This is a genomic window from Hymenobacter coalescens (assembly GCF_054783195.1).
Genome location: NZ_BAAGRA010000031.1, coordinates 55,416 through 67,415 on the forward strand (window position 1 = coordinate 55,416; position 12,000 = coordinate 67,415).

Sequence of the window (12,000 nt, forward strand, 5' to 3'; positions counted from 1 at the left end):
TAGCCTATGCCCACTACCAGTCTTTCGCCGCGCCCGCCGGCCGCCGCTTCGTCATTGCTTGATCAGCTCATGGCCTTCGTGCGCGGCACCGGCCTGGTGGTTCGGGAGGAGCGCTTGCCCGCCGATACCTTCCTGCCGGGCCTGTGCATCGCGGGCGGGCAGTTGGTGGTGGACCGTCAGCGCCTGCGCTACCCCGGCGACCTGCTGCACGAAGCCGGCCACCTGGCCGTAGTGCCCGCGGATGTGCGCCCGGGCATCGGTCCCAACATCGCGGACTACCGCTCGCCTGCCGAGGCGCAGGGCGAAGAAATAACGGCCCAGCTCTGGAGCTACGCCGCCATCCGGGCGCTGGGGTTGCCGCCAGCCGTGGTTTTCCACGCCGAAGGCTACCACGGGCACAGCTCCTGGCTTACCGACAGCTACCAGCGGGGCATTTACCCCGGCTTGCCACTGCTGGTCTGGATGGGCCTGACCACGATCGGAGAGTTTCCGCGCATGACGCGCTGGCTGCGCGCGTAGCGCCGGCCCGCCCACGTATTCTGGCAGGCCCGCCTACTTCTTGTTTCGCCCAGGCTTTTTGGCGGGCGGGCGGGCCGCGGGGGCTGGGTATATGGTCAGTTCACGGTAGCCGAACGTAGGGTCCGGCTCGCGCCGGAATTCCACGTCATCCAGCACGCCCAGCACCAGCTCGGCGGTGGTGTACACCAGGTTTCCGTCGAGTAAATGCCCGCCGATGGTGCGCCCGGTCGAATCGGCCACGGCCAGGTGCAGGTGGCTGCCGCTTTCGGCCAGGGTACCCACCAGCGACACGATTTCGAAGTGGCCGCGGTACACCGTGGGGCCTTCCTGGTTGGCCAGTCGCAGCGTGACCTGCGTGAGGCTGCCCACGCAGGTCAGCACGGCCCCCGCCCGCAGGTGCTGGCGCTGCACCAGCGCGGTGAGCTGCTGGCGCAAATCCTGCCCCGGCTGCAGCCGCAGCGCCAGCGTGCGCATCCGGGACTCGTGAGCAGGAACAGGGGCGGGCGACGAGGGCATGATGGCAGGGGCTTGGGCGCGGGCAGCAGGGCTGAGCAGACAGCCGGCTACGGCGAGGAACAACAAACGCATGGCGCTAAAGGTAGCGCGGCGGCATGGTTTGAATCGGCCGTGCCCTGCCCTAGACTTGCTTGCACTCGTGCTCTGTGGCTGCACCAAGCAGGCCCGCTCAGGCAGCGGACCGGCCCTGGGCCAACACCGCCGCGAGTGAGCCCCGCCATAAACCAGAAAAAGCCGGTTGCAGCCGGCTTTTTCCCTTCACTCCGCCCCGCTGCCCCTCGCGGGGCCGTTCGGCACGGCCAATCTGTGCACTCAGCGGTTGAAGCTCACGCTGCTGTAGCGGGTTTTGATGTTGACGTTGCCGGCCGGTTTGGCCTGCGCGGCCCCGTACTGGCCCTGCATTTCCGTGTTGGATGGGCTGCTTTCTTCACTGCGCACCTTCACCAGACGCTTGTCCATCAGCACTTTGCCATTCTCCGAGTTCACGTCGAAATTGAAGCCGGCGTCGTCGGGGAAGTTCAGCAGGATGGTGCTGTAGCCCCCGTCGAGGCTGATGCGGCGGAAATTGCGGCCCGTGGTGCGCACTTCGAAGGCGGGGCAGTACTGCACCTTCATGTCCAGCTGCTCCGCCACCTTGTCGATGCTGAAGCGCGAATACCCGGTGGAGCCCTGCAGGTTGTACACCGTGCCCAGGTTCACGTCGCCGTACTTGCTGTGCACGGTCAGGCTCTGCACGGTGCCCATGTCGATGTCGGAGCCGTTGTTGCGCAGGTCCACCACGTTGCCTTCCTCCAGCCGCAGGCGGGCGTGGTTGGCCTCGATGGTGGCCTGCCGCACGTAGGGCAGCACGGCCGAGCCGTTGTTCAGCCGGATGCTGTTGCGCGCCCCGTCGAGGCGGCCGGTGCGCAGGCTGCCGTAGCCCACGGCCAAGTCGGCCGCGCCGGTCAGGTCGCCGGTCACGCTCACGTCGCCGAAGGTGTTCTTCACCTTCAGGGGCGTGTTTTTGGGCATCCAGATGGTGTAGTTGATTTCGTAGATGCGCTGGCGGCTCCAGCACTCCTTGGGCATCTCGCCCAGGCGCGTCTGCAGCAGCAGGCCACCTTCCGCGGGCTGTTCCTGCATCAGCACCTGAATCATGTCGAGCAGTTGCTGGGCCTTGCCGTCCTCGTCGGCGCGGGCCACGATGTCGACTTCCGCCTTGATTTCGTTGCGCGCCCAGGTGTTTACCTGCACGCGGCCGTAGCGCGTTTCCACGGTCAGCGGCCGGCCGGGTACGGCTCTGAACGAGCGGCTGATCTTGCGGGCCTTTTCGGCGGCCAGGGTACCGTTGCTGGTCGGGTCGGGCTGGCCGGTGGTTTGCGGCGGTTCGCCCACTTGCTGCTCACGCGCCTCCGGCTCCTGGTCCCAGAAACGGTCGGCGGGGCAAGGCTGCACGTACCCGCCGGCCGGTGTAGCGGCCACGCGCGACTGCGCAGCGGCCGGGGCCGCGGAGGCCAGCAGAGCCGCCAGCGCCAGGGCGCCAGACTGGAAAAGTCGAATCGGGAAATGCATGGGTGGAGGAAAAAGCAAGGATTACTTGTCCGACGCGAGTGTGTACGCGTCGTCGTGGTACTGCCGGATCTGCTCGCGGGTGCGCAGCTGCTGGTTCAGGATATCCAGGCGGATCTGCAGGTTGCGGTTCATGGCCTCGAGCACGGCTTCCGGGTCGGGGTTCTGATACAGCTCGGTGCGCAGCTGCCGGTACGTGGAGTCCAGCGACACGAGTTCCTGCTTCCAATCGGCGGCCTTGGGCATGGTGCCGGGCGTGGCGGCGGCGTCCAGCTGCCCCAGCTCGTGCTCTTTTTCCACGATCTGGGCCGCGTAGTAGGCTTCCATGCGGCGCACCGCGGAGGCCAGCCGACGCGCCGGGGCTTTCAGGTCCACGGGCATGGCATCGGGCGAGCCGAGCACTTCGGTCACAGCGGCCGGCTGCTGCTGCAGGGTGGCCAGGCCCTCCTCCGCCTCGGTGGCGGTGAAGGCGGTGGTAGCCGACGAGGCTTCATCGGCGCGGCGCAGGCCGTAACCGCCGGCCATCAGCATCACGGCCACGGCGGCCGCGGCGGCGTAGCGCTGCCAGCCGAAGCCGGGCGCCGAAGCACCGGCCAGGGGCAGCTGAGTGGTAGTAACGGCGGGTGCGGGCGGGTTCAGCGGCAAAACGTGGGTGGGCGTTTCGTCGTCCGCGTCGGCCGGCGCGTCCAGGCGGGCTTCGATGGCGTCCCAGAGGTCGGGGCGCGGCTCGAAGGCGTCGAAGTCGGAACGGTTCCGCTCGACGAAGGCCTCTAGTCCGGAGTTGGGTTTCATGACAGTCATGGTCTTTCGCACGTGGCTCCCCGCGGCCGGGGCGCTGGTTGGGTGGGGCGCCCCACAGGCCGCTGATGTTTATGAAACAGTTATGACAATCCTTGTTCGCGGGCCAGCTCCAGCAGTTTCTTGCGGGCGCGGCTGTATTGCGACTTGGAGGTGGATTCGGTGATGCCGAGGATGGTGGCAATTTCGCCGTGGTCGTAGCCTTCCAGCAGGTACAGGGTCAGCACGAGGCGGTAGCCGTCGGGCAGCTCCTGGATGCAGCGGCGCAGCACGTCGGCCCGCCATTGTACGTCGTCCTGCTCGCCGGGGGTCGGGGCTTCTTCGGCGGCGGCCCCGTCGTGCTGCTCGGCCAGGGGCACCAGCTGCAGGCGGCGGTTGCGCAGGCAGTTGATGCTCTTGTTGATGACGATGCGCTTGAGCCAGCTGCCGAACGAAGAATCGCCCTTGTAGGTGTGCAGCTCGCGGAAGGCGCTCAGAAACGACTCCTGCAACACGTCCTCGGCCTCGGCGTAGTCGCCGGTGATGCGCAGCGAGGCGTTGAACATGGCTTTGGCGTAGCGCTTGTAAATCTCGGCCTGGGCACGCCGGTCGCCGAGGCGGCAGCGCTCCACCAGCGGAGCATTGATATCAACGTAAGCAACAGCTTCCATAGGCGCAGCAGTTGGGGTCAGCGGTTCACTAACGGCAGTAGGGGGCGGATAAAGTTCAGACATCGGTGGCAGATTTTCTACTCCCCTGACCATTAGTGCTTCAAAGACCCCTCCCGGTTTGGGAAGGTTGCACCAAAAGCAAACACGGCGGATGCGCTTGCTTTTTCCCAACTTTAGAGCCGATTTTCCTTTGCCCTGCCCCTCCGGCCATGAAAGAAGTGCTCAAATCCATCCTCAAGCGGCTGCCGATTGCCTTTACCAAAAACCAGCAGTACGACGAGCAGACGCGCGCCGTCATCAAGCGCGTGTGTAAGCCCCAATCTACCTGCATCGACATCGGCTGCCACAAGGGCGAGGTGCTGGACCTGATGCTGGCGGCTGCCCCGCAGGGCCGGCACTTCGGCTTTGAGCCCCTCCCCGACCTCTACGCCGACCTGCAGCGCCGTTACCACGCCACCGGTAAAGCCCAGATTCTGAACGTGGCACTCAGCAACGCCCGGGGCACGGCCACTTTCAACTACGTCATTAGCAACCCCGCCTACAGCGGCCTGCAGAAGCGCACCTACGACAAGCCCGACGAGCAAGACACCACCATCGACGTGCAGACGGACCTGATGGATCACGTCATTCCGGACACGCAGCGCGTGGACCTGATCAAAATCGACGTGGAGGGTGCCGAGCTGCAGGTGCTGCAGGGCGCCGTGGAGACGCTGCGCCGCACCCGGCCGGTGGTCATCTTCGAGCACGGCCTGGGCGCCGCCGACTGCTACGGCACCCGTCCCGAGCAGGTGTACGACCTGCTGACGGAAAAAGCAGGCCTGCAAGTGTCCCTGATGAAGCGCTGGCTGCGCGGCGAGGCGCCGTTTACGCGGGCCGAGTTCGTGCAGCAGTTCGAGCAGGGCAAAAACTACTACTTCATTGCTTACCCGGCTTAATCCTGTCCCCTCATCTTTACTTCAATGACTATCCGTTACCTACTCGGCCCGCTGCTGCTGGCCGGCCTGGCGCTGGGCTGCCGCAAAGTTGATTTCGGCCCTGATGAAGGCTACAGCGCCCGCGACGCCAACAATTACCCGATGGCGTACCAGGACAACACCGACTGGACCTCCGACGAGGAATGGAAAAAGGTGGAGCGGGAGCTGTTCAAGGACAGCGGCGTCGACCTGAAGCAAAGCCAGCGCGGCGGCGTGGGCACGCTGAGCCTCTTCCCCAACCCGGTGGTGCAGACGGCCACTTTTATCATTCAGTCGGGTTCCTCGAGCCGCCCCAACACCGCCCCGGCCCTGCACGGCAAGCTGGTGCTCGTCGACAAGAAGTACAAGACCCTGTACACGGTGCCTATCGAGACCCGCGGCGGCAACGCTGCCCAGCAGTACCGCCTGGACCTGGCGCCCGACAAGTTCAAGCCCGGACGCATGTACCGCATGTACTACATCTTCTACAACGATAACAACGCGCTGTACCTCAAAGGCCACGGCGACATCAAGGTCGGCGAGTAAGGCCCGGCCGGCGTTGTGCCAACAACCAATTCGACAAAGCAAAGGGCCCGGCGCTTCGTGGGAAGCGCCGGGCCCTTTGGCATTCAGGCAGGCCAGAGCTGAGGCTTAGATATCGAACTTGATGCCCTGGGCCAGCGGCAGCTGGGTGCCGTAGTTGATGGTGTTGGTCTGGCGGCGCATGTACACGCGCCAGGCGTCGGAGCCCGATTCGCGGCCGCCGCCGGTTTCCTTCTCGCCGCCGAATGCCCCGCCGATTTCGGCGCCCGAGGTGCCGATGTTCACGTTGGCAATGCCGCAGTCGGAGCCGGTGTGAGCGAGGAAGGCTTCGGCCTCGCGCATGTTCAGCGAGAAGATAGACGACGAGAGGCCTTGGCGCACGCCGTTCTGCAGCGCAATGGCGTTTTCCACCTCGCCCGAGTACTTTATCAGGTACAGAATCGGGGCGAAGGTTTCTTCCTGCACGGTGCGGTATTCGTTCTTGGCTTCCACCAGGGCCGGCTGCACGTAGGTGCCGGTTTCGTAGCCGGGGCCGCTGAGCACCTCGCCGCCAGTCAGCAGCGTGCCGCCTTCGGCCTGCACGGCCTCCAGCGCCTTCACGAAGCCCTGCACCGCGTCGGTGTCGATGAGCGGGCCCACGAGGTTGCCGTCCTGCAGCGGGTGGCCGATGGGCAGCTTGGGGTAGGCCGACAGCAGGCGCTGCTTCACGTCTTCGTACACGTCCTCGTGGATGATGAGGCGGCGCGTGGTGGTGCAGCGCTGCCCGGCGGTGCCCACGGCCCCGAAGAGCACGGCGCGGATGGCCATGTCGAGGTCGGCGTGGGGCGTGAGGATGATGGCGTTGTTGCCGCCCAGCTCCAGCAGGGCCTTGCCGAGGCGCGCCCCAACCACGGCGCCCACCTTCTTGCCCATGCGCGTGGAGCCCGTGGCCGATACCAGCGCCACGCGCTCATCGGCCGCCAGCAGCCCGCCGATTTCGGCGTCGCCGATGACGACGCTGAAGATGCCTTCCGGCAGCTCGTTTTCCTGCAGCACGTCTTTTATGATGTGCTGCACGGCCACGGCCACCAGCGGCGTTTTCTCCGAGGGCTTCCAGATGCTCACGTCGCCGCACACGGCCGCGAGCATGGCGTTCCAGCTCCACACGGCCACCGGGAAGTTGAAGGCCGAGATAATGCCGACCAGACCCAGCGGGTGGTACTGCTCGTACATGCGGTGCGCCGGGCGTTCCGAGTGCATGGTGTAGCCGTGCAGCTGCCGCGAGAGGCCTACGGCGAAGTCGCAGATGTCAATCATTTCCTGCACTTCGCCCAGGCCTTCCTGCAGGATTTTGCCCATCTCGTAGCTCACCAGCTTGCCCAGGGGCTCCTTGTATTCGCGCAGCTTGTTGCCGATCTGCCGCACGATTTCGCCCCGCTTGGGCGCGGGCACCAGGCGCCAGGACTTGAATGCTTCCTCGGCCGTGCGCACCACCTGTTCGTAGTCGGCGGCGGTGGCCATGCGTACCTGCGCAATCAGCTTGCCGTCGGTGGGCGAGGCGATGCTGCGTACCTGCTCGTTGGCCTCACCGCCCCACTGCAGCCCGGTGCTGTAGGCCGCGTTGATTTCCTGAATGCCCAGTTCGCGCAGTACCTGGCGGATGCCGTGGTGGTCGTGTTCCTGAACGTCGGTGCCGGTGGCGGTGGCTTCTTCGATGGCTAGTTTCATGGGTGGGAAAGTGGGGGTTGGTACGTCAGGCCGCGGCCGCGCTTCTGGCTGGCCGAACGGGCCGGCAGCCCGGGCTCAGGCGCAGCAAGCCGCTTTTTCCGGCTCAGGCTGACAGACGATTGTGACTCGAAACAAAGCTAATAAAAAAGCCTCCGTCGGGCTGACGGAGGCTTTTCTTCGGGGCAACAGTCGAATTAGTCGACCTGCCCGATGGGGTAGTAAGCCTTACGGCCATCCGGGTACACGCCTTCCACCAGCGCGCCCTGGCTTTGCTTGGCGGCTTCCAGATAGCGCTTCACGTCCTGGGGCTTGCTCACCTTGTTTTTGTCGATGCGGGTGATGATAAACCCGTCGCCGATGCCGGTTTCGCGGAAGTTGGAGCCGCGTACGCCGCTGATCTTGGCGCCGCCGTCGAGGTCCAGCTTGTTCTGCTCCTGCCGGCTCAGCGGCGAGAATTTGGCCCCTTCGTACTCGATGGCCGTGCCGGTTTCCTCGCGCACGATGTCGGTGGTGCCGGAAGCATTGCGCAGGATGGCGGTGGTCGTCTTACGGTCGTCGCCGCGCAGGTAGCTCACCTTGATCTTGTCGCCGGGGCGGAAGCGGGCTACCTGCTCCTGCAGTTGCGACGAGGTGTTCACCTTCACGCCGTTGATTTCGGTGATGATGTCCCCCTCCTTCAGGCCGGCTTCGGCCGCAGCGCTGCTGTTGCCCAGACCCATGACGTACACGCCGTCGAGGCTCTTAAGCTTCTTCTCCGAGGCCAGCGTGGCGTCTACCTCGCGGATGTTCACCCCGAGCAGGGCACGCTGCACCACTTTGTACTTCAGCAGGTCGTCCACCACCTTGCTCACGATGCTGGAAGGCACCGCGAAGGAGTAACCCTCAAACGAGCCGGTGTGCGAGGCAATGGCCGAGTTGATGCCCACCAGGTCGCCGTTCAGGTTGACCAGGGCGCCGCCGGAGTTACCGGGGTTTACCACCGCGTCGGTCTGCAGAAACGACTCAATGCCCATGCGGTCCTCGCGGCTGAGGATGTTGATGTTGCGGCCCTTGGCGGAGATGATGCCGGCCGTTACGGTCGAGTTCAGGTTAAACGGGTTGCCCACGGCCAGTACCCACTCCCCGACCTTCACCTGGTCGGAGTTGCCATAACGTACGTAGGGCAGGTTGTCGGCCTCCACTTTGAGCAGCGCCAGGTCGGTCGTGGGGTCCGCCCCGACGAGCTTGGCGTTGTACTTGCGCTTGTCGTCGAGCACGACCTCAATCTTGTCGGCCTTGTCGATGACGTGGTTATTGGTGACGATATAGCCGTTGGCCGCAATGATGACGCCCGAGCCCGAACCCACCTGCGGCCCCTGCTGCTGGCGCCGCATGCCGCCGTCAAAATCATCGCCGAAGAACTGCCGTAGGAACGGGTCCATGCGGATCTGGTCGTTCTGCGCCATTTTGGGGGCGTACTCGGTCATCACGTGTACTACCGCCGGCGTTACGGCCGACGCAGCCGCCACAAAATTCAGCCCCTCGGGCACGGTGTAAGTAGAATTGCGCAGCGCGCTGGTGTAGCGCACATTGGGGTCGGCAGCCACGGCCTGCGGCGCATCCGTGCGCGCGGGTTCCAGCAGCTTGTACCCTCCCACGGCCACGCTTCCGCCCAGAACGGCGGAGCCCAGAAGGCCGAGCATCATTTGTTTGGCTTGCATGGGGTAGTTAAGAGAAGAAAAAGTGAGTCCGAGGTTAAAATACGAAGTTCTTCGTGCTGGTGCAACGCCACTGTGCGGGCTTTAACGTTAGATACCCACTTGCTCGTACACGGTTGCATCGGCATGGCTAGTATAACAACAGCCGCGCCAACAAAAAAGGCACCAGCAAGCGGTGCCTTTTTTGCAGTCATGCTGACAATTAGCGCACTTCGATGAGGCGCTTAGAAGTCTTTTCCGTGTCGTAAGGCAGCACGAGGCGCAGCACCCCGTCGGTCATTTCGGCTTCAATGGCGTTGACGTTTACCGTGTCGGGCAGGCGGAATTTGCGGGCGAACGAGCCGTAGCTGGATTCCACGCGGCGCACCTTCGGGGCGTTTTCGCCTTCGGTAACGGGCGCCTTCCGCTCGCCGCTCACGGTGAGGGTGCCTTCCTGTACGTCGATGGTCAGCGCGTCTTTCGGAACGCCCGGCAGGGTCAGCAGCAGCTCAAAGCCGTTGGCCGTTTCGAGCACATCGACAGCGGGCATGAAGCCGGTGCTGGTGGTAAAGCCGGGCAGGGTATCGTTGAACAACTGGTTCAACACGACGTCGAAGGGACGAGTAGCGCGGCGGGCCGGAAGCGTATTAAACATGGTTGCCATGGTAGTATTTGGTTTGGTTGGGTTCTGAAGGAAAGATGCCCCGACTACTGCGGGACAATTACCTTCTTATCAAATTCGTACCAAATCATAAAACCAGACATTATGTCAAATTTTTCTCAACTATAAAATTCACCCTTTGTATCGACTGACATAATTATCTAGTTATACTGCCTATTCCAGGTTTTACAGCCGCGAACGATGATGACATTATGACAAATTCTTAGTGCTGCGTGGGCAGCTGGATGCGCTCAAAGCTCGCATTGCCTTGGAATAAGGTATAACGCAGGTCCAGTCCTACCACGGGCGTCCGCACGTTGGTGCGGCCGCCGGACGTGATGTTCCCGTCCATGTCGTACTGAAATAGGAAAATCCGGTAGTCGTTTTGTCGGGCCACGTACGGCGTCAGGTCCAAATGGTCCGACAGACGAATACCTACCTCTGCCCGCCACAGGCTTTGATCAATGGTTCGTTCGTCGGGTGCGTTGTCGGGCGGCTGCAGCCGGATGTTCATGGCCGCTTCGTAGGCCACGCGCGGGCGCAGCTTGAGCCGCTCGCCGATGGAAATAAACCGCTCCAGGTCCAGACGCAGGCGGGCGGTGCCCAGGTTGCGGTCTTCCTGAAACATATACTCCGCGCTCAGGCGCTGCCCGAAGGTGAGGCCGAGCAAGTCGCCACGGTGGCGCAGCAACACCTCCGGCCGGAAATTGGCGCGCAGACGGCTTACGTCGCCACCGTTCAGTTCTTCCACCACGTAGAGGCGGGCATTGCCCCCCGCGCTCCACTGCGGCGACCAGAAATGCTCGTAGCCGATTTGCCCCCAGTTGTTGACAAACGCCCCGGCGTCATCTCGCAGGCGGTGGTCGGTGTGGAGGCTGCCCCACCAGAAGTCACCGTTTGACCGCACGTACTCTACCTGCGCTTCGGTGCGCCCTTCCAATGGGCTCGACAGCTTGCGCTGGCCCAAAGCGGAGCCGGCCATCAGCAGCGTGAGCGTGGCGCCCAGCCACAGGGTTTGGGGTATTCTGCTGGTCATGAGCCTAAAGAGCATAGATAGTTAGGAAACGCCTTCCGCCAGCTCGCGCAGGGCCAGCCAGGCCATCAAGCCCGGCCCGACGGTCAGGGCGTGCGCTTCCACGTCGAAGGTGGGGGTGTGTACGGAGGAGGCGTAGCGGCCGTCGGGGGCGCGGGTGCCGAGGCGGTAAAAGCAGCTCGGGGCCGCCTGCGAGTAGAAGGCAAAATCCTCGGAAGCCATCCACTGGTCGATGTCGACCACGTTTTCCTCGCCCAGGTACGCCACCATGGCGGCGCGCACGCGGGCCGTCACGGTCAGGTCGTTGTCGAGGCAGGGGTAGCCGCGGCGGATTTCCAGCTCGCACGTGGCGCCCATGGCCGCGGCCAGCCCCTCGCAGAGCTGGCGCAGGTGTCCGTGGGCCTGCTCGCGCCACTGCTCGTCCATGGTGCGGAAGGTGCCTTCGATATGAACCTCATTGGGAATGACGTTGGTGGCGCCGTTGGCAATGACTTTGCCGAAGGAAAGCACCGATGGAATCTTAGGGTTGGCGCGGCGGCTTACCAGCTGCTGCGCGGCCACAATCAGGTTGGCCGCCACCAGCACGGTATCGATGTTCTGCTCGGGCATGGCCCCGTGCCCGCCCTTGCCGCGCACGGTCAGGTACAGCTCGTCGGCCGAGGCCATGTAGCGGCCGGCGTGGATGCCCACCTGGCCGGCGGGCAGCTGCGGAAACACGTGCTGGCCGAGCACCGACTGCGGAGCGGGGTTGTCGAGCACGCCTTCCTTGATCATGATGGATGCGCCGCCGGGCACCAGCTCCTCGCCGGGCTGAAACATGAGCTTCACAGTGCCTTCGAACTCGTCGCGCAGCTGCGTGAGGATGCGGGCCGCGCCCAGCAGCGACGACGTGTGCACATCGTGGCCGCAGGCGTGCATCACGCCGGGGTTCTGCGAGCGGTAGGGCACGTCGTTCTGCTCCTGAATGGGCAGCGCGTCCAGATCAGCGCGCAGGGCCACGGTGCGGCGGCCGGGGTTACGCCCTTCGATGTGGGCCACCAAGCCGGTGGTAGCAATGGGCTGCGGGTCGAGGCCGAGCTTGCGCAGCTCAGCGGCCACGAACTCCGCGGTTTGAAATTCCTTGAACGACAGCTCGGGGTGAGCGTGCAGGTGGTGGCGCTGGGCTACCACGTCGGGGGCCTGCTGGGTGGCTAGTTCCTGGATGCGGGAAAGCAAGTGCTGCATGTCCGCAAGGTACGGCGGAAACGGCGGCTGCGGGGCGACTCCAGTTGGCTGCGCGCCCGTCGATACACTTGCGCGGTTTTGGCTGTTTTTTCCGAAAAACCGCGCAACATATAGCGGATTCGAGAACGGTGTAGCTGCTAGTGGAGACACTGCGTAAGCATGTAGATGCAAG

General features: G+C 64.1%; 12 protein-coding genes. 3 read left to right on the forward strand and 9 right to left on the reverse strand.

Going from position 1 to position 12,000, the window contains the following annotated elements; translation table 11 throughout:
• Window positions 1–6 precede the first annotated feature (6 nt).
• Window positions 7–519 carry a hypothetical protein gene (locus tag ACYVKQ_RS23055; RefSeq protein ID WP_460677736.1) on the forward strand — a complete coding sequence of 171 codons (513 nt, stop codon included), beginning with the start codon at window positions 7–9 and terminating at the stop codon, window positions 517–519.
• 33 nt (window positions 520–552) lie between these two features.
• Here ACYVKQ_RS23055 and ACYVKQ_RS23060 read toward each other — a convergent pair whose 3' ends face one another.
• The 4 genes from ACYVKQ_RS23060 to ACYVKQ_RS23075 form a co-directional block, all read right to left on the reverse strand.
• Window positions 553–1,107, reverse strand: coding sequence for a PPC domain-containing DNA-binding protein (locus ACYVKQ_RS23060; protein WP_460677737.1), 555 nt, complete (start codon window positions 1,105–1,107; stop codon window positions 553–555).
• Between the two features lie 240 nt (window positions 1,108–1,347).
• Window positions 1,348–2,586: a DUF4097 family beta strand repeat-containing protein gene (locus tag ACYVKQ_RS23065; RefSeq protein ID WP_460677738.1), complete on the reverse strand. Its 1,239-nt coding sequence runs from the start codon at window positions 2,584–2,586 to the stop codon at window positions 1,348–1,350.
• Window positions 2,587–2,607: 21 nt separating this feature from the next.
• The gene (locus ACYVKQ_RS23070) at window positions 2,608–3,375 is read right to left on the reverse strand and encodes a hypothetical protein (RefSeq protein WP_460677739.1); all 768 of its coding nucleotides are present in this window, start codon (window positions 3,373–3,375) and stop codon (window positions 2,608–2,610) included.
• A gap of 89 nt (window positions 3,376–3,464) precedes the next feature.
• The gene (locus ACYVKQ_RS23075; RefSeq protein ID WP_460677740.1) at window positions 3,465–4,031 is read right to left on the reverse strand and encodes an RNA polymerase sigma factor; all 567 of its coding nucleotides are present in this window, start codon (window positions 4,029–4,031) and stop codon (window positions 3,465–3,467) included.
• A gap of 209 nt (window positions 4,032–4,240) precedes the next feature.
• Here ACYVKQ_RS23075 and ACYVKQ_RS23080 point away from each other — a divergent pair, with 209 nt between their 5' ends.
• On the forward strand, window positions 4,241–4,966 hold the full coding sequence (locus ACYVKQ_RS23080) for an FkbM family methyltransferase (protein WP_460677741.1): 726 nt from the start codon (window positions 4,241–4,243) through the stop codon (window positions 4,964–4,966).
• Window positions 4,967–4,990: 24 nt separating this feature from the next.
• Window positions 4,991–5,530, forward strand: coding sequence for a hypothetical protein (locus ACYVKQ_RS23085; RefSeq protein WP_460677742.1), 540 nt, complete (start codon window positions 4,991–4,993; stop codon window positions 5,528–5,530).
• Window positions 5,531–5,635: 105 nt separating this feature from the next.
• Here ACYVKQ_RS23085 and amaB read toward each other — a convergent pair whose 3' ends face one another.
• From amaB to ACYVKQ_RS23110, 5 genes are all read right to left on the reverse strand, one after another.
• Window positions 5,636–7,234, reverse strand: a complete 1,599-nt coding sequence (amaB, locus tag ACYVKQ_RS23090) for an L-piperidine-6-carboxylate dehydrogenase (RefSeq protein ID WP_460677743.1) — start codon at window positions 7,232–7,234, stop codon at window positions 5,636–5,638.
• Between the two features lie 194 nt (window positions 7,235–7,428).
• Window positions 7,429–8,934, reverse strand: a complete 1,506-nt coding sequence (locus ACYVKQ_RS23095; protein ID WP_460677744.1) for a Do family serine endopeptidase — start codon at window positions 8,932–8,934, stop codon at window positions 7,429–7,431.
• 199 nt (window positions 8,935–9,133) lie between these two features.
• Window positions 9,134–9,565 carry an Hsp20/alpha crystallin family protein gene (locus tag ACYVKQ_RS23100; protein WP_460677745.1) on the reverse strand — a complete coding sequence of 144 codons (432 nt, stop codon included), beginning with the start codon at window positions 9,563–9,565 and terminating at the stop codon, window positions 9,134–9,136.
• A 229-nt stretch (window positions 9,566–9,794) separates the two neighbouring features.
• Window positions 9,795–10,607 (reverse strand): hypothetical protein, encoded by an 813-nt coding sequence (locus ACYVKQ_RS23105; RefSeq protein ID WP_460677746.1) that lies wholly within the window; start codon window positions 10,605–10,607, stop codon window positions 9,795–9,797.
• 21 nt (window positions 10,608–10,628) lie between these two features.
• Complete coding sequence (locus ACYVKQ_RS23110; protein WP_460677747.1) at window positions 10,629–11,828, reverse strand: M20 metallopeptidase family protein; 1,200 nt, start codon at window positions 11,826–11,828, stop codon at window positions 10,629–10,631.
• Between the last annotated feature and the right edge of the window lie 172 nt (window positions 11,829–12,000).